16 protein-coding genes are annotated in these 17972 nt (G+C 39.6%); 5 read left to right on the forward strand and 11 right to left on the reverse strand.

Going from position 1 to position 17972, the window contains the following annotated elements:
• Positions 1-30 precede the first annotated feature (30 nt).
• The 4 genes from H740_RS02240 to H740_RS02255 form a co-directional block, all read right to left on the reverse strand.
• The gene (locus tag H740_RS02240; RefSeq protein ID WP_002950863.1) at positions 31-903 is read right to left on the reverse strand and encodes a carbon-nitrogen hydrolase; all 873 of its coding nucleotides are present in this window, start codon (positions 901-903) and stop codon (positions 31-33) included.
• A 101-nt stretch (positions 904-1004) separates the two neighbouring features.
• Positions 1005-1472, reverse strand: coding sequence for a low molecular weight protein-tyrosine-phosphatase (locus H740_RS02245; RefSeq protein ID WP_231679295.1), 468 nt, complete (start codon positions 1470-1472; stop codon positions 1005-1007).
• Positions 1473-1486: 14 nt separating this feature from the next.
• Positions 1487-2407 carry a cation diffusion facilitator family transporter gene (locus H740_RS02250; protein ID WP_002950866.1) on the reverse strand — a complete coding sequence of 307 codons (921 nt, stop codon included), beginning with the start codon at positions 2405-2407 and terminating at the stop codon, positions 1487-1489.
• A complete protein-coding gene (locus H740_RS02255; RefSeq protein WP_002950868.1) occupies positions 2408-3460 on the reverse strand; it encodes an agmatine deiminase family protein in 1053 nt (350 codons plus the stop codon).
• Between the two features lie 155 nt (positions 3461-3615).
• Between H740_RS02255 and H740_RS02260 the strand changes: the two genes are divergently transcribed.
• From H740_RS02260 to H740_RS02275, 4 genes are all read left to right on the forward strand, one after another.
• Entirely contained in the window at positions 3616-4269 is a 654-nt protein-coding gene (locus H740_RS02260) for an amino acid ABC transporter permease (protein ID WP_002946746.1), read from the forward strand.
• On the forward strand, positions 4256-4930 hold the full coding sequence (locus H740_RS02265) for an amino acid ABC transporter permease (protein ID WP_002950870.1): 675 nt from the start codon (positions 4256-4258) through the stop codon (positions 4928-4930). Before H740_RS02260 ends, H740_RS02265 begins: the two co-directional genes overlap by 14 nt.
• Before the next feature lie 8 nt (positions 4931-4938).
• Positions 4939-5673, forward strand: a complete 735-nt coding sequence (locus H740_RS02270; RefSeq protein WP_002950871.1) for an amino acid ABC transporter ATP-binding protein — start codon at positions 4939-4941, stop codon at positions 5671-5673.
• Between the two features lie 324 nt (positions 5674-5997).
• Positions 5998-6834, forward strand: coding sequence for a cysteine ABC transporter substrate-binding protein (locus H740_RS02275; protein ID WP_002950872.1), 837 nt, complete (start codon positions 5998-6000; stop codon positions 6832-6834).
• A gap of 34 nt (positions 6835-6868) precedes the next feature.
• Here H740_RS02275 and H740_RS02280 read toward each other — a convergent pair whose 3' ends face one another.
• Positions 6869-8074: a Wzz/FepE/Etk N-terminal domain-containing protein gene (locus H740_RS02280; RefSeq protein WP_002950873.1), complete on the reverse strand. Its 1206-nt coding sequence runs from the start codon at positions 8072-8074 to the stop codon at positions 6869-6871.
• 285 nt (positions 8075-8359) lie between these two features.
• Between H740_RS02280 and H740_RS02285 the strand changes: the two genes are divergently transcribed.
• The gene (locus H740_RS02285; RefSeq protein ID WP_231679296.1) at positions 8360-9094 is read left to right on the forward strand and encodes a sugar transferase; all 735 of its coding nucleotides are present in this window, start codon (positions 8360-8362) and stop codon (positions 9092-9094) included.
• Positions 9095-9097: 3 nt separating this feature from the next.
• Here the strand turns inward: H740_RS02285 and H740_RS02290 are convergent, their stop codons facing one another.
• The 6 genes from H740_RS02290 to H740_RS02315 all read right to left on the reverse strand — a co-directional run.
• Entirely contained in the window at positions 9098-10306 is a 1209-nt protein-coding gene (locus H740_RS02290; protein ID WP_002950875.1) for a glycosyltransferase family 4 protein, read from the reverse strand.
• Entirely contained in the window at positions 10303-11502 is a 1200-nt protein-coding gene (locus H740_RS02295; RefSeq protein ID WP_197273048.1) for an alginate lyase family protein, read from the reverse strand. Before H740_RS02295 ends, H740_RS02290 begins: the two co-directional genes overlap by 4 nt.
• A 316-nt stretch (positions 11503-11818) precedes the next feature.
• Entirely contained in the window at positions 11819-13960 is a 2142-nt protein-coding gene (locus H740_RS02300) for a bi-domain-containing oxidoreductase (protein WP_002950877.1), read from the reverse strand.
• Positions 13960-15840, reverse strand: coding sequence for an N-acetyl sugar amidotransferase (locus tag H740_RS11455; RefSeq protein WP_002950879.1), 1881 nt, complete (start codon positions 15838-15840; stop codon positions 13960-13962). The genes H740_RS02300 and H740_RS11455 overlap by 1 nt, the downstream gene beginning before the upstream one ends.
• A 7-nt stretch (positions 15841-15847) precedes the next feature.
• A complete protein-coding gene (gene asnB, locus H740_RS02310) occupies positions 15848-16957 on the reverse strand; it encodes an asparagine synthase (glutamine-hydrolyzing) (RefSeq protein ID WP_002950881.1) in 1110 nt (369 codons plus the stop codon).
• A gap of 30 nt (positions 16958-16987) precedes the next feature.
• The coding region (locus H740_RS02315; RefSeq protein WP_002950883.1) for an O-antigen polymerase at positions 16988-17972 on the reverse strand (985 nt) is incomplete at its 5' end.

Below are 17972 nucleotides of genomic sequence, written 5' to 3' on the forward strand. Positions count from 1 at the left end.
CCAACGATGTATAAAGGAAAAAGACAAGCCTTAATCAATAAATCTTTTTGTTAAATTTGCGTACGCATCTATCCTTCGGTCTCTCAAAAACGGCCAAATCCTGCGCACTTCTTCGCTTCTGGTCATATCGATCTCGACGATGCGGCACTGCTCGCTCTGGCTATCGGCGCGGAAAAGCTCCTCACCCTGAGCGCCAAAAACAAAGCTGTTGCCCCAAAATTTGATCCCGTCCATCACGCCGCTCTCGTCGCCCTCAAAACCCACGCGGTTTACGGCGATCACGGGCAGGCCGTTTGCCACCGCATGTCCGCGCTGTACGGCGACCCAGGCCTCTAGTTGGCGCGATTTCTCCGCCTCCTCGTCGCCCTCAAACCAGCCGATCGCGGTCGGGTAGATGAGCAGCTTCGCGCCGCGCAGAGCCATAAGGCGCGCAGCCTCGGGATACCACTGATCCCAGCATACCAAAAGTCCGAGCCTGCCCACGCTCGTATCGATGGGCTCAAAGCCGATATCGCCAGGAGTGAAGTAAAATTTCTCGTAAAAGCCCGGGTCGTCCGGGATGTGCATTTTACGGTATTTGCCCGCGACGCTGCCGTCTTTTTCAAAGACGAACGCGGTGTTGTGATACAGCCCGTCCGCGCGCTTTTCAAAGAGCGAAGTAACGAGTACGACGCCGTTTTGTTGCGCCACTTCGCCCCAAAATTTGACGTCGTTTTCCCAATCCTCGGCAAGATCAAAAAACCTCGTCTCCTCGCTCTGGCAAAAATACTGCGTCTGGTGCAGCTCCTGAAGCACGACAAGCTCCGCTCCGCCGCTGCTAGCCTCGCGCACGAGCTCGAGCGTCCTTTGCACGGTTGCGTCTTTGGTGCCGTGAAATTTTTGTTGGATTAGCGCTACTTTCATATTTTTCCTTATGATTTAAAATTTCAAAATTATATCAAAGCGAGGATAAATTAGGGCTTGAACGGCTGATCAGGAGAGCAAATTTTGCCGCGCTAGCCGGCTCATAAAATTTGCTTTAGCCTCTCAAGTAGGCCCACACAAGAGCGCGAAACGTCCTCGTAGCACCGCTCAAAATCGCGGGTATAGTATGGATCGGCGATTATTTTACCGCTTGAGGTTTCGCTAAATTCGAGCAGAAATTTTACTTTTTCGTCAAATTTGGTGCCGGCGCCAAATTTTCGCTTTAGAGTCCTTAAATTTTCATCGTCCATTATCAAGATAAGATCGCTGCTATCAAAATCTTTTTGCGTTATCAAGGTTGCTTTGTGAGGCGTCACTGGCACGCCGTTTTGCTTCAAAACCCGCACGGTTTCGTAGTACGGCGGCTCGCCTATCTCATCCTCGTGCGTGGCGCGCGAGTCGATGCTAATACGCCCCGCCAAAGCGGCCTTCTCAGCCAAATTTTGCATAACCGACTGCGCCATAGTCGAGCGGCAGATATTTCCGTGGCAAACGAATAAAATTTTCATATTTTTCCTTTGATTTAGCATTCGCACGAGCCGTTTTGATCGTCGCACGGATCAAGGTGCGTCGTGATCTGCCATTCAAACTCGCCGTATTTAGCCCTGATAGCGGATTCTATCTCGTCTGAAATTTTGTGCGCGTCATAAAGCGAAATTTCGCGGTTAAAGACTAGATGAACCGCGACGTAGCAGATGTTTGCGCTCTTTCTGGTAGCTAGGCCGTGATAGCTTGCTATCTGAGGGCGCGAGCGGATTATCTCTTCGATTTGCGCCGTTATCTCGGGATCTAGCGCTCGGTCTAGCAGCACGCCTACGCTTTCTTTCATCAAATTTATCGCGCTAACGGCGATGTAGCCGCTAATCACTATGCCAAAAACGGCGTCTATCGCGGCAAATCCCGTAAATTCGACCAAGATAAGCGAGGCGATAACGGCTAGGTTGCTAAAAAGGTCGCTTTTATAGTGTAGCGCGTCGGCTCTAACGATCAAATTTCTCGTGCGGCGAGCGACGCGGGAGAGGTAGGCGACCAGCAGCCCCGTAACCGCGACCGATAACGCCATCGCATAGAGCGAAAAAGCCGTATCTACTGGCGCTTGCTCCGTTTGTAGCTTACGCACACTCTCGTAAAATATAAACGCGCCAGCACCCACGATCAAAACGCCCTCAAACATCGCCGCGAGCGCTTCTAGCTTGGCGTAGCCGAAGTTAAATTTAGCATCAGGCGCGGCCTGGTATTTGCGGATGGCGAAGAAATTTAGCGCGGAAACTAGCAGGTCAAGCATCGAATCGATCGCCGAACTAAGCACCGCCACCGAACCGCCGATCAAACCCGCGGCAAATTTAACCACAGCTAGCGCAAATGCCGTCGTACCCGCGACTATCACGGCTCTGCGACCTAAAATTTCATTTTGCCTTTTTATGCCAGCATTATTTAATTGCATTTAGATTTCGCTTTCGGCTTCGCTCGAAACGCTATACTTGTTTTTCGCTTCACTTCGTTCGCTAGAAACATGCTTCGCTTCGCTCGCAACGCTATACTTGTTTTGACTCGAGCAGTGCAGCGAGCCGTTTTGACGCACGAAAACGAGCGAATCCACGCCGATTATCTTATGATCAGGTAGCTCCCGTGCCAGTCGCTCGAGCACGATTTTATCATTATCGTCACCATACATCGGCACGATAACGGCGCCGTTTATAAAGATAAAATTCGCATAAGTGCAGCCAAGCCTCTTGCCGCCGTAAAATTTAGCCTTCGGAAGCGGTAACGGCACGAGCTTAAAGCCCGTACTTTCAAGCTCTTTTTTCATCGCATTTAGCTCGCTAAAATGCTCGTCATTTGGATCGTCGCAAGAAGCGTAGGCGATGGTATCAGGAGCGATGAAACGTGCTAGAGTATCGACGTGGCTGTCAGTATCATCGCCTTTTATAAAGCCGTTTTTAAGCCACACTACGCGCTCAAGGCCAAAAAGCTCCCTAAGCCGCGCCTCGATCTGCTCTTTGTTTAGATGGGCGTTGCGATTGTCGTTTAGTAGGCATTTCTCGGTCGTTAGTAGCGTGCCGCGCCCGTTAAAATCGATACTGCCGCCCTCAAGCACGAGATCGATCCGGCGCAAATCGCTTTTAAAACGCTTGGTAAGCTCCAAATTTACGGCATTATCCTTCGAGCTTTCAAATTTACCGCCCCAAGCGTTAAATTTAAAATCATAGCTGACGATTTTCGCGCCGTCCTGCACGTCTATCATGCCGTAGTCGCGTATCCACGTGTCATCAGTGTCGATTTTTACGAACTCTACGTTATCAAATTTAGCAAATCGCTCCGGAAAAATCCTCTCCTCAGGGCAGATCAAAACAACCTTTTGAAACGGCGCGATAGCTGCAACTAGCCTCTCGTAAGCGTCCAAAATTTCGCCCAGATACGGCTTCCAGTCGGTGTTTTCGTGCGGTAGCGATAAAAATATCAGCTCTTGTTTTTCCCACTCTGCAAACGCTCTCAAATTCATCCTTTATTTAAATAATTTCTATCAAAATTTAGAGGTTATGATACCTTTTGCTAGCTTAAATTTTAAAATAAATCATACAAAATTAGTTTTAAATTTAGTTTGCTTTCGCTACAATCTCGCGAAATTATCAAAAAGAAGCTAAAAAATTTATGGATTTTGAGTTTATAAAAGAATTTACGCCGATGTTCGTAAAAGCGGGCATTTTCACCGTCAAGCTCTCGCTTTACGGCATCTTGCTCTCGCTTGTTATCGGCATATTTTGCACGCTGGTTAAATTTTACAAGGTCAAGATCCTGATGCCTATCGTAAACGGCTACATCGAGGTTTCCAGAAACACTCCGCTACTTATCCAGCTTTTTTTCCTCTACTACGGACTTAGCAAATTTGGGCTAAATTTGAGCGCCTTTACCTGCGCGGTCGCGGGGCTTGCGTTTCTAGGCGGTAGCTACATGGCGGAGAGTTTTAGGCTTGGCTTTGAGGCGGTGAAAAAGACGCAGATCGAGGCCGCGCTCAGCGTCGCGCTCACGCAGGGGCAAATTTTACGCTACGTTATCTTGCCTCAGGCTTTTAGCGTTTCGATCCCTTCGATCGCGGCTAACGTCATCTTTCTCATCAAAGAAACCTCGGTCATCAGCATCATCGCCCTACCTGATCTAGTTTATGCGACCAAGGACATCATCGGGCTTTACTACATGACCGACGAGGCGCTTTTTATGCTGGTAGTTAGCTATTTGATTATCATTTTGCCGATATCTTTGGTCTTATTTTGGCTAGAAAAAAGGATGAGAGTTGGACGGAGTTAGTATTTTATTCGATCCGCTGGTCTTAAAGCGACTGATTTTTGAGGGGCTGTGGATGAGCGTGCAGATTTCGGCTATCTCGATCGCCGTCTCTCTTGTTTTAGGCACGTTTTTGGGCGTGGCTATGAGCTCGAAAAACAAATTTATCTTTTTTGTGCTAAAAATTTGCCTCGAAATCGTACGCATAATGCCTCAAATCGTCTGGCTATTTTTGTTTTACTACGGCGCGAGCAAGGCTTTTGGGCTTGATATTTCCAAATTTAACGCCTCGCTCATCGTCTTTAGCCTGTGGGGCGTGTTTGAGATGATGGATATCGTGCGCGGCGCGATCGTCTCGATACCGCGGCATCAGTTTGAAAGCGCGGCGGCTCTGGCGCTTAGCAAGGCTCAAATTTATCTTTACGTCGTGATCCCGTTAGCCACGCGCCGCCTAGTGCCCGCGGGCGTAAATTTGCTAAGCCGTATCATCAAAACCACCCCGATCGTCGCCCTCATCGGCGTACCAGATCTGCTAAAAGTAGGCCAGCAAACGATCGAGACCGCGAGCCTAACGGCAAATCCGACCGTGCCGTTTTGGATATACGGCTTTATATTTTTATTATATTTTCTCGTCTGCTATCCTATCTCAAAACTATCCAAGATACTTGAAAACAGATGGGCATAAGGAATCAAATGAGCGAAATTTTAAAACTCTCGAATTTAAGCAAATCTTACGGCGACTTGCAGGTGTTAAAAGGCATCGACCTTAGCGTCAAAAACGGCGAAGTAGTCGTGATCCTAGGACCCTCAGGCTGCGGCAAAAGCACGACTCTACGCTGCATAAACGGCCTTGAGCCCTTTGACGGCGGGCAGATAGAGATAGCCGGCGAAAAGATCGATAAAGACTATAAAGACTGGATAAAAATCCGCCAAAAAGTAGGCATGGTTTTTCAAAATTACGAGCTGTTTGATCATATGAACGTCATCGAAAATATCGTGCTAGGCCCCGTAAAAGCGCAAAAAAGAAGCCGAGAAGAGGTCGAAAAAGAGGCCGAGGCGTGGCTGGAAAAAGTCGGCCTAAAACACAAAAAATACGCCTACCCAAAGGAGCTTAGCGGCGGACAAAAGCAGCGTATCGCTATCGTGCGCGCGCTTTGTATGAGGCCTGAGATCATGCTATTTGACGAGATAACGGCCTCGCTAGACCCCGAGATCGTGCGCGAGGTGCTAGACGTCGTCATAAACCTCGCAAAAGAGGGCATGACGATGCTGATCGTTACTCACGAGATGGGCTTTGCTCGCTCGGTGGCAAATCGTATCGTCTTTATGGATGAGGGCAAAATCGTCGAGGAGAGCGAGCCCGAGGCATTTTTTACGCATCCAAAAAGCGAACGCGCAAAGAAATTTTTAAATTTGTTTTCGTTTTAAGAGATTTTAAATTTGACGTTTTTAGGCTAAATTTGAAAGCTTTTCGCCAAATTTAGCTTTTAAACCTTGCGCCTTTATCATTTAAGCAACTCAAATTTACTCAAAATAACCCGCTCAAATTTAATCCGCTAGCCATTTCTTAAATTTAAAATTAAATTTGCAAATTTATATTGAGTAAATTTTACACTCCATTTTAAATTTGGCGTTACGTTTTTAAACAAAATTTGATTATTCTCTGCGCCAGCCATCCAAAAAAGTACAAATTTAGTCGCATTTTAGCCAAGCTTTTGTATATTTTGCGCACTTTATTTTAAAGGAGAAAGAATGAGAAAACTTCTGTTTTCATTTTTGGCAACATTCGCCGCCGTCTTTCTAACGGGTCAGGCTAATTTGCAGGCTGCCGAAGCGGACGCTTTGGCTAAAATCAAAGAGCGCGGATACGTGCGCGTGGGCGTCTTTAGCGATAAACCGCCGTTTGGCTACGTCGATAAAGAGGGCAAAAACCAAGGCTATGACGTCTATTTTGCAAAACGCATCGCAAAGGATTTGCTGGGTGACGAGAGCAAGGTTAAATTTGAGCTCGTAGAAGCAGCAGGCCGCGTAGAAGTTCTAGTAGCCGACAAAGTCGACATCACCTTGGCAAATTTCACCAAAACCCCTGAGCGCGCTAGAGTCGTTGATTTCGCACTTCCGTATATGAAAGTGTCGCTAGGCGTAGTTAGCCCGGACGGCGCGGTCATAAAAAGCGTGGACGAGCTAAAAGGTAAAAAGCTAATCGTCAATAAAGGCACGACCGCGGATGCGTATTTCACGAAAAATCACCCTGACATTGAGCTTATAAAATACGACCAAAACACCGAAACTTTCGCCGCTTTGGTCGATAAAAGAGGCGTAGCGCTAGCGCACGATAACGCGCTGCTTTTTGCGTGGGCTAAAGAAAATCCGGGCTTTACCGTCGGTATCGAGGCCTTAGGCGAGGTCGACGTCATCGCACCTGCGGTTAAAAAGGGCAACAAAGCGCTGCTTGAGTGGCTAAATAACGAGATCGTAGAACTAGGCAAAGAAAATTTCTTCCACAAGAACTACGACGCTACTCTAAAACCTATATACGGCGATAGCGTAAATCCGGAATCTCTAGTCGTCGAAGGCGGGAAGCTGTAATTTCTAGAGGGCGGCTCTGCCCTCTATTTTAAATTTATTTTTCTTTATTTATCCTATTTTTTATAGAATCATAAACAAGAACTCCAAAAATTGAAAGCATCAAGCTTGATAAAAATGCGATCGCTATAATAATTGCCTTTTTTGGCTTAACCGGGTTTTTTGATACGACTATATCGGAAACTATTTGGGTATTTTGGTAATTATAAGGATTAAGTGAAAGCTCCACAATACTTCTTTGATCCAAGAGTTTATTCAACTCCCCTGTTTGCAAATTTGCCAGCTCTCTTTGTAGTGTCGGCAACCTATCGTTTACTATAGTATCCTTTTCCGCCTGCATGTTCTCTAGTTCTACGCTAGTGAGCCTATCCAATCTATCTTGCGCACTAGGTCTGGTTTGCGTCAACAATACTTCTCTTTGTTGCTCAAGAGATATTATGCCTTGTTCCAAATTTGAAATTTGGCCATAAAGTCCCTGCTCTAGCATTTGTTTAAGTATCAAATTTTCGCCCATCTTTATATTTTTATTTGCTTGAAGTTCTTCAAGTTTAGCCTCATACGCCTTTAACCTTTGTTTGTTTAGTGCGATATTTGTTTCTACAGACGGTATATTTATGCTATCTATCACAGATATATTTCGTTTTGCTTCAGGAATGACAACCTCGCGCATATAGGTTATTTGCCTATCTATACGCGGAATTTGTATAGACTTTAAATACTCTATCTGCTGTTCTTTTGCGACTATTGTATTATTTTTTAGAAAATTTATTTGACGATCAATATTTGCAAGCTGAATCCTCTTTGTCTCCAAATACACATTAATAATTGCATGATGCTCGCTGGCTAGATCGCCAACTATTTTATTTAACCAATCTCTAGCAATATCGTTTGATACAGCGACAACTTCTATATTTAGAAATTTTTTATTGCTTTTCTCTTCGGATATTTTTTGTATTCTATATTCAAGCCCCTCAACGTCTTTTAATAAATCAATATATTTTATGGTTAATTTTTGTACGACTTCTGAGGTATTAGCCACCAAAACTTCTTCACCTTTGTCATTTTTATAGTATCCGGTTTCAATCAGTGCAGCAACTTTATACAAAGGCGTAGATGCAAAAGCATACAATCCAGCCACCAATGAAGCAACACCCGTAACTAAAAAAATAAATTTTTTATAGCTCCACGTCTTTTTAGCCAACTCAAACAAATCCACTTCATCATTCAAATTTTCAGATTGCATTTCTATCCTTACGAATTATTCTATATTTAAGACGCATTATACTAAAATATCATTTAAGTTTTTATTACTTTAAGAGGAATGGTTTTGTCTTTAATAATTTTGGGGGGGAAATATCATTTTGATGACCTCGAACTGATTAGAATTAATAAAAAATTTAAAAGAATAGACTTTATAAAATATAAGGGTAAAGACTCTAGAGAAGTAAGAAAAGATATAGAAAGTCTACTAAAGCAAAGTTTTTATAGATATTTGGTAATAAACACAAAAGCCTATGTAGACCCCAAAATGATAAAATACCTCACCCTGCTTCAATTTCGCCTACAAAAGAGAAAAATCCAAATAATAACCATAGAAAAATTTTTAGAAAAATTTCTACACAAATGCTACATACCGGACGACAACTCCGATCTAAAATTTTTAGCCGACATAAGACCCTATAACAAATTTGAGTTTTGCTTAAAGAAAACAATAGACTATACCGGCATAAGTATTTTATTTTTAGTACATTTTTTTGCTAAATTTTTTATAAAGCATAAATTATCCATAGAGTCTCCCGGCTCATTATACTTCATACAAAATAGAGTCGGACTAAATGCTAAAACTTTTAAATGCTATAAATTCCGCACAATGCATGAAAATTCATACCACAATCCTTATACGAGCAAAGACGATGATAGGGTTTTTAAATTTGGTAGATTTATGCGAAAAACAAGAATAGATGAAATACCGCAATATAAAAATATCCTAAGAGGAGATATGCACCTAATCGGACCGAGGGCGGAATGGGATATACTCGTCAAAACCTACGAGAAAGAGATCCCGTACTACAATGAACGACATTTGGTTAGGCCTGGGATAACCGGCTGGGCGCAGGTGAATTACCCATACGGATCAAACATTTACGACACCAAGCAAAAGCTGATGTACGATCTTTATTACATAAAGCATTGGTCATTATGGCTTGAGCTAAAAACCATAACAAAAACGATTTTAGTAGTGGTCGGCAAAAAAGGGCTTTAGCTTTTAAGACAAAGTTTTTAAAATCTCAAGCATGGATTTAGCTAGCTTTTTCCTGTCGTAGTCGTTTGCAAGCCTTAAACAACCGGCCTTGTATTCATTATAAAAATTAGCATTTGTTAAAATATTTAACTTTTCTACAAAATCTTTTTCATTTTCAGGTTCAAAGCACACCCCTGTGCCATATGCCTCTAAAATCTCTTTAGCCTGCCCCTCTACGCCTAGCAACACAGGTCTTTGCATAGCGCTTGCTTCAAAAATTTTAGATGGAATTACGGTTTTAAAATTATCGTCTTTTTTTAACGGGGCAAGCATTACATCGCAAATCGATAAAAATCTCGGCACTTCATCTTTTAGCACCGAGCCCAAAAATGTTACGTTTTTTAAGCCAAGATCGGCGGCGAGATTAACTATTTTTTCTTTTACCGCCCCATCTCCCACAAATAAAAAGTGAAATTTCTCATCTTTTATTTTTGAGATAGCCGATATGATAAAATCCAAACTATGTGCCATGCCGTGAGTGCCTATATAGCCTACGATAAATTTATCTTTTAACCCAAGTTGTTTTAAAAGCTCCCCATCCTTGTCTCTGGGAATAAAAAGATCCAAATTTGAACCGTTGGTTATAACTTTTATTTTATTGCCGTCTATTCCCCTTGCTATCAAATTTTGCCTAAAGGCTTCAGTAACGGCGATCACCAAATTTGAGCTTTTATATAGACCAAGTTCGATTTTTTCTAAAATTTCTATTATTTTGCCCTGTTTCATAGCTCCCACAGTCTTGATCGACTCTGGCCAAAGATCCCTAAGCTCAAAAACCCAGGGTCTTCTTTTGATTTTTGACAAGCCATATCCAGCCCAAGTAGTAAAAAACTGCGGAGACGTAGCGACTATTACGTCAAATTTCTGAAAAAATCCGACAATAAAAGCCATAAAAGCAAAGCTAGTATAATCAAGCACCCTCTTTACGAAGCCCTCGTTTTTACTCATATAGCTCCACACCCTGATGACGTCTATGCCGTCAAAATTTTCTCTTTGATACAGCTTATTTTTATAGCCCACATAAACCCTACCATGCGGAAAATTCGGAAAGCACGTAAGCACGGTCACCTCTACGCTCTCATCCTTTATCCATTCTTTTATATGTTCGTACGTCCTAGTTGCCGGAGCATTGACCTCGGGAGGGAAGTTATCGGTTATAAATAAAATTTTCATATAGCTATCTTTAGTTCTAATTCTTTTGCAAAATAAATCTCTAAAACAAATGCACTTTGAAGCTTATTATATCCCAGCGCATACATATATTCTTTTATCTGAAAATTTTTATCTTCTAGGTTTATACATTTGAATATCTCGTCTTTTGTGGCATTTGGGTGAAAATGCAACCTTGAAACAGCCTGCGCATCATTGCTTAGGCTGTCATTGATGACTATACAGTTTTCGTCAAATTTCCAGCTTCTGGTATGTAAAATTCCAAATTTTTTATATCCATCATGCATTGCGCTAACAAAATTGTCGCCTGTCTTCATGTTTACTATTTTAGCTCTATTTGCAAGCCTAAAAGAACCCCATGTATCGCTACTACTACAAGAATTTATCTCTATGGTATTATGAGCGCGCGTACTTTTTTCATACGCCCTTCTTTGGTTGTTTTCGTAGGTACTAATGCTACAATCCACGATAAAAGGCTTGCCGTCAATATAAATTTCAAAAGAAAACGTATCCGCATGCGTATGCCCTGCTATATAGCTAGCTTTTACGTCTGCAACATCCAAAACGCACTCATATCTACCCTTGCTTACTTTTTTATATCCGCTAGCAAAGCTAGACGCCTCAAATTTATCAATACCTAAATTTTTAGCATACAAGAAAAGATCGCTTGAGGTCGGAGCGATTCCGCTTGCACTATCGTTTAGCATTGGTATATCGCCGTTTTTATAAGTGATAACCTTTAAGTAGCCCAACATCAAAATAGCTTTTTCCTTTAAAAAATTTAAAAAAACAAAATCTTCGCCGTCATTTTGTATCAAATTTATAACATCAAGAAGCCTAAAAAGCATAAGCTGATGATACATAGGGCTTAACTCGAAATGAGCGCCGTCTGATAAAATTTGCTCGTTCAGTTCGTCATAAAGTATCTTTTTCCCCGTACTCTTTAAGTTATCGTCGTTAAAATAATACCCTCCATAAATAAGACTAAAACCATTTTCCAGTAAGTGATTCCCAAGCAGGTGATATTCCAAGTTATCAAGCAAAATGTAGTACTGAGCATAGAGGCTGTCATTTATAATGCTATCGTTTATGTCATGTTTTGTTAGAAATTTTATCCAGTTTATGGCTCGCAAACTTATAGGAAATGGCTCCAAACCGTCCTTTGCAAAGGGTAGTTTTTCTATAAAATCATATATCAAACTCACATCGTCTTTTTGATTTAAAAATTCAAAATAGTTCAGATTATAAGTCCAAAGCTTGCCATAGCTACTAAAATTCCAGTCAATTTTATCCTTAAAATCATGCTCTAAATTTAAAAAACAAAATTTAGAGCCATTGGTAGAATTGGTATTTTTAATGCCCTCTTGTAAATTAACTTTTACAGCTTTTGACAGCCTTGTAAGCTGGTATTTAAAGCCGGTAAAATTTCTAAATTTAGCTCTTAAAAAATAAAATAATCTATAATATACCTGAATAAATTTTAGATATTTTACTGTATTTAAAAGCCTAAAAATTTTATCCATCTACGACGACCAAACCGTTTGTCCTCAAGGATTCTAATATCTTAAAGGTCGTTTTTGTTGTATTATAAATACTTTCAAATTCTATGGCATTTTGGCCGTTTTTTACCGATTCTTTAAATGCAACAAATTCCCCGACAAAACCCTTGTCTTGATTTGAACTTTTTTCAGTAGTAGTTTTGCCTTGTCTATATACTTTAAGCTCTCTAAAATCATTAAGCTGCATACTAAAGCCGTTGCCAAATAGCTCTATATGCTCTTTTGGCATAGCGCTATCGCCATATGCGTAGTAGCTTATCGTAGCAATGCTTCCATTTTGGTATTTTAAAGTTATGCTTACGTTATCTTCATCTGGTATAGAGTGATCATTTTTACTTAAACTAGTTGCGTGAACGCTTTGTACTACGCTGCCCGTCAAAAAGCTACAAGTATCTATAAAATGACAAACTTCGCCTATTATTCTACCGCCGCCTATATCGGTATCTTGTATCCAAATTCCCCTTGGTATCACGCCTGCATTTATTCTATAGTTTATCGCCACTTGCCCTTTTATCTGCTCTTTCATTTTTATTATCATTGGAGCAAAGCGCCTATTAAAACCGACTTGTAAAATGCTCTCGCCACCGTAGGCGTCCTTTATTTTTTCAAGCTCGCTTTCGCGTATGCAAAGCGGCTTTTCTACAAAGCAGTGTTTTTTTGCATCAATTGCCTGCATAACTTTAAAAAAATGCTCATTATGTCTAGTGGTTATAAATACGCTATTTATCTCATTATTTTTAAAAATTTCATCGCTATTGGTCGTTATATATTTAAAATCATACTTCTTGCCCGTGCCCTCAGCGCTCACTCCGGTAGCAGTGCAAAGCCCTACAAGCTCTACGCCGCTAATCTTTTTTAAATTAGGCAAAATAACAGACTTGGTAAAATTTCCAGCACCGATAAGCCCTATATTTAGCTTGTCTTGAGATACTACTTTATTGCTTCTTTTAACCACCTTATGGTCATCTAAATTTATCTCATTTTTATAGTTTAAGATAATGCCGAGATATTTTTCCTTTATTCTACCCTCTAGTAAATCATAAGCAGTCATGGCATCGTCAAAGTCATAAGAGTGTGTGATAAGCTCTTTTGGGGTTATTTTACTGTCTTCAATGAGCCCCAAAAATGCCTCAAAATTTCTTTGCTCCGTAAATCTAACCAAATCATAAGGATAATCAAGCCCCTTTTCTTCATAATCAGGATCGTACCTGCCTGGCCCATATGCCATGGATAGCTTTATATCGAGTTCTTTTTTATAATAACTATTTCTAGGAACATCCATTCCGACCAAACCAACCAGAACCACCCTGCCCCTCATGCGGCTTATCTCGGCCGCATCAATAATAGGCTGGTTTGAGGATGTGGAAGCCGTTATGATAACCGCATCGGCGCCATAACCATTTGTAAATTCGCCAGTCTTGGCTATCAAATCAGAAGCATGACAAACCTCATCGCACCCTATTTTTTTAGCCAAATTTAACTTATCTTGGTCTATATCGCTGCCTATAACCTTGCAGCCGTTTGCCTTTAGCAGCTGAACCGTAAGCTGCCCTATGAGACCAAGCCCTATAACTGCCACTTTTTCTCCTATTAGCGGAGCTGTTTGCCTAATGCCTTGCAAAGCTATCGCGCCAACGGTTACAAAGGAAGCGTCTATATCGTCTACTTTATCCGGTATTTTTACCATCAGATTTTTAGGCACGTAGTTTATTTCAGCATGATTTGCATATCCTGCACCGCCGCAAGCCACCCTGTCGCCCACATTTAGTCCGCTTAAATTTTCTCCGACTTGCACCACCTCGCCAGCCAAACTATACCCAAGCGGTATCGGCGTATCAAGCTTTGTAAAAACTTTTTCGAGAGTATTTTTTACCCCCTCCTTTTTCATCTTATCCAATACCTGCTTTACCAAATCCGGTCTATCTTTTGCTTTTGCCAACATTGATTTTTTAGCAAAATCAACCAGCATCTTTTCAGTTCCAGCACTTACAAGACTTACATTTGTTTTAACTAGAGCGCCGTTTTTGTCACATATTGGAGCCGGTACATCAAAAAGCCCAAGCTCGCCTGTTTTAAATGATTGTATTAGTTGCTTCATTATCTTTTACCACCCTTTTCTATGCCGAAAAATCTTAAAACCCTAGCACCGATATCATAAACAGCCATTTGATTTTTATAGTCTTTATAGCTCTTATTCGGAGCGTTAAAGTATCCTAAAAGTTCATCGGTGGTTATTTCAAGTTTGTCGGCTATTAACTGCATATCTTTCTTTGCCATTTCATCGTCATAAACAGTATCTTTTAGTTTTTCAAGGGCTTCGTCTCTACTCATTTGACCGGTTAAAATTAAACTCGAAAACTGTACTTTTCTGGTATCGTATCCAAATTTTTTTGGAAGCCAATACCCCTCATAAAATCTAGTAAAAACGGACTCAAAATGTTTTTGCGGATACTCTTTATAGCCAAAATAATCTACCAAAAATTTAGTAGCCTCTTTTTTATTATAAGGAAAATAATCAAGCGGCCTAATAAGTTTTATTTTCTTCACATAAGGCAGATAAATTTTATGCCAAAGTATATTGGTCGTCGGATAGTTTTTAAGCGGCCTTGTACCAAATTTACTGTGTATATCTTTTAGCTGGATGGAGTCCGATTGATAATACATCCACTCTATGGGATTTCTAATGCACTCGGTCGAATAATTTCCGCCCGTTAAAATATATTTTATATCGTATTTTAGGGCAAATTTATACATAGTGGCAAAAAAGGCATGATCTTGCGGGGTGTCGATATGAGGCACGCCTGATTTAAAAAATGCAAGTTGCACATCCCTCATCTCGTCCCAATCAATCGTTTCCGTATGAAGTTCAAGCCCCAACTTTTCAACTATAACTTTGACATTATGGGTTGATTCTTCCGTATTCCAGCCGCCATCTATGTGAAACACTAGCGGATTTAAGCCCAATTTTTCTTTAGCTAGATACAGCAGATAAGAGCTATCTATTCCACCGCTCATACCTATCAAGCAGTCATATTTTTTACCACTTGCCTTATCTTTTATGTCTTTTGCTATTCTAGAAATTTCTCGAAAACCTGTTTCGTCAGTATGCCAATTTGGTTTTATATCTCTATAAAAAGTCCTACAGTGATCGCATACTCCATTTTCATCAAATTCAATTTTACTGTCGGTTGTATCCATTACACAGTTTGTGCAAATTTGGTAATTTTTATTCATGGACTTATTTTCCTTTTTATCTATATATTGCCTAAACCACTCTTCTAAAACAATCAATGACCAAATATTTAAAGATGTGTCTTTTTTATTGCTTTGAAAATCATCAATAATTTTCTTAACATTTTTATAATGGAAGAGTCCTCTTTTTTCCACGGATTCTCTAGACAAATACTCGCCTATCAGGCCCTTTAAATCATTTTTCAGCCAAATTCCCATTGGCGGATTTAATCCGAGCTTCTTTTTGTTTAATATTCTATCTGGAATTTTATTTTTTAACAATTTCTTGATTAAATATTTTGTTTCTCCATTTTTAATTCTATATTCAGACTTAATGCTTGTCATAAATTCTATAATTTTATGATCTATTAGTGGAAATCTAACCTCAAAAGCGTTTGCCATACTCATAATGTCGCCATAATAAAGCATGTCGTTAGGTAGATATGTTCTTAAGTCCACAATTGAACTTTTTATTATACCATCTCCTCGCCCCTGGGCCAACCATAGCTCTGAGACAATTTTTTTATAGTTTTTTTGGTCAATAAAAAGCTCCTGCAAGTCTTCATCACTAATATATCCAGACCAACTATCGTACATATCCGCATAGTCTTTTTCTAAAGATCCAAAAAATGCCTTTATCCTTCTTGGCAAATGATTACCGTCCGCAGGCTCTGGAATACAACCAACAATCTTATTTAAAAATTTCCAAATGATCTTTGGTATAAACTCTAGCTTTTCTGCAATCATAATAGCCTTATATTTTGGATACCCCCCCAAACACCTCATCTCCGCCATCTCCCGCAAGGGCCACAGTAGCCGTTTTTTTTACCTCTTTTGTCAGTTCATAAATCAAAAGGCCTGTTGGGCTAGCAAAGGGCTCACCAAAATGCCTGACCATTTTTGGCAATAATTCTACTATGTTTGGCTCTACAATTATTTCACTATGGTTTGTATTATATAGATCAGCCATAATCTTTGCATCACTAGTTTCGTCATATTTCTTAGCATCCTTAAAGCCTAATGTATATGTATTAATCTTTTTACGAGAATGTTTTTGCATATAGTAAAGTATCAAACTGCTATCCAGGCCTCCGCTCAAAAACGAACCAAGCTCCACATCGGCAATCATAGACATTTTGACGCTTTCATCAAAAAGATTATCTAGTTGCCTCAATATCTCGTCTTCTTTCAAATTACTATTGATGCCAATAAAATCTTCAATATTCCAATACCTTTTTATATCAATTTTACCATTTTGATACACTAAAGTATGTGCTGGCGGCAGTTTCATTATATCAGTAAAAATAGTATCAGGATATGATATATATAGATATTTTAAATATTGTCGTATAGCCGAATCGTTTATTTCAGGCTTTTCCCCCAGGGCTTCTAGTATTACATTTATCTCGCTTGCAAATATAAATTTGCCATTTTTACAATAATACACAAAAGGCTTGATGCCTATTCTATCTCTAGCGCAGAATAGCCTATCCAACTCCTTATCATAAATAGCAAAAGAAAACATTCCCCTAAAATCGTCAACGCATTTATCTCCGTACTCTATATAACTATAAAGCACAGCCTCCGTATCTGATTTGGTTTTAAAATCATACTTATATTTTAACTTTTCCCTTATGTTATCGTGATTATATACTTCTCCGTTAAAAACTATAGCATACCTTCCGCACTCACTAACCATTGGCTGATTTGATAATTCATTATGATCCACTACACTCAGACGATTATGAGCAAGAGTAAATGAACCAATCTCTATTTTTGAGGTATTATCTGGTCCTCTATGACTAGCTATGCTAAAAATTTTTTCATTAGCGCTTTTAAAATTAAATCCTATTATGCCACACACTTAATTTTATACCCCTTTTTATATATTATTTTATTTTAAAAATACATATAGCACAACAAACGAAAAAAATATTGGCAAAAATATCCCCAATGAAAAAAAAGAATATATTGGAGAAAAAATAAACACAGAACTTATTATAGCCAAAGCAACGCAACTAATAAAATTCTTATTTCTTAGCAATAGGATGGTATTGTATACAAACAACAACACCAAAATTGCCACAACTGCCAGAGCTCCGATTGGTCCAAAATCATAATACAATGGCAGCAATAGAGTTGCGTAGTTTCCAGCTAGCTCCCACTCTTCTAAAATATCACCTATAGTAATAATGTTAAATCCGAGCTTATTTAATATCGTTACTATAGGATAAAATTCCATGGACCCAAAATAGTAAGCATTTTGTGGTAAATTAGAAACTAATCCCAAATCCAGAATATACAATGAGTGCGTCAGGTAAAATACAAGATATAAAATAAAATATGATACAGTACTAATAATTTTACTTTCCGAGTATATTAAATTCACCCAAAAGTCACTAAATTTTATCTTATAAAAATATTCGTTTAATTTAATCCTATCAATCATGCTAATTCCATTATATTCATCTCTTGCAATAAAAATATACAAAAATACTATCATAATTAAAATGGCGCACACAAATATACCTATTTTGTTTATAGCAATTTTTCTAACATTGGCAAATTTTATAAAATAAAAACACAAAAGTATCATGATAAATGAGACAAAAATTGAATTTCGACCACCGCCAAACAAAAAAGTAATATCCCCAACGACAAAAATAAATCTAGCCAAATTTAACTGTACAATAGATAACCTATCATGCTCCCACATTGAAAACATTAAAAGTAATATATGAAAGCCAGATAAAGATGCGACCAAAATACCAAGCGGAGTCCCAGAAACAACACTTCCATTCATTGTTTTTTCTCTAAGCTCAATAGATGCAGATGCATAATTGAGACTGATATTCAAACTATCTAGCTCTATTAAAAAC

Origin of the sequence: Campylobacter showae CC57C, from assembly GCF_000344295.2 — a bacterium.
Taxonomy (GTDB): Bacteria; Campylobacterota; Campylobacteria; order Campylobacterales; family Campylobacteraceae; genus Campylobacter_A; species Campylobacter_A showae_B.

Bases quoted from the DNA above. Each gene is read 5' to 3' on its own strand.
- H740_RS02240 (WP_002950863.1), bottom strand. From the start codon at position 903: ATGAAAGTAGCGCTAATCCAACAAAAATTTCACGGCACCAAAGACGCA.
- H740_RS02245 (WP_231679295.1), bottom strand. From the start codon at position 1,472: ATGAAAATTTTATTCGTTTGCCACGGAAATATCTGCCGCTCGACTATG.
- H740_RS02250 (WP_002950866.1), bottom strand. From the start codon at position 2,407: ATGCAATTAAATAATGCTGGCATAAAAAGGCAAAATGAAATTTTAGGT.
- H740_RS02260 (WP_002946746.1), top strand. From the start codon at position 3,616: ATGGATTTTGAGTTTATAAAAGAATTTACGCCGATGTTCGTAAAAGCG.
- H740_RS02270 (WP_002950871.1), top strand. From the start codon at position 4,939: ATGAGCGAAATTTTAAAACTCTCGAATTTAAGCAAATCTTACGGCGAC.
- H740_RS02275 (WP_002950872.1), top strand. From the start codon at position 5,998: ATGAGAAAACTTCTGTTTTCATTTTTGGCAACATTCGCCGCCGTCTTT.
- H740_RS02280 (WP_002950873.1), bottom strand. From the start codon at position 8,074: ATGCAATCTGAAAATTTGAATGATGAAGTGGATTTGTTTGAGTTGGCT.
- H740_RS02285 (WP_231679296.1), top strand. From the start codon at position 8,360: ATGATAAAATACCTCACCCTGCTTCAATTTCGCCTACAAAAGAGAAAA.
- H740_RS02290 (WP_002950875.1), bottom strand. From the start codon at position 10,306: ATGAAAATTTTATTTATAACCGATAACTTCCCTCCCGAGGTCAATGCT.
- H740_RS02300 (WP_002950877.1), bottom strand. From the start codon at position 13,960: ATGAAGCAACTAATACAATCATTTAAAACAGGCGAGCTTGGGCTTTTT.
- H740_RS11455 (WP_002950879.1), bottom strand. From the start codon at position 15,840: ATGATTGCAGAAAAGCTAGAGTTTATACCAAAGATCATTTGGAAATTT.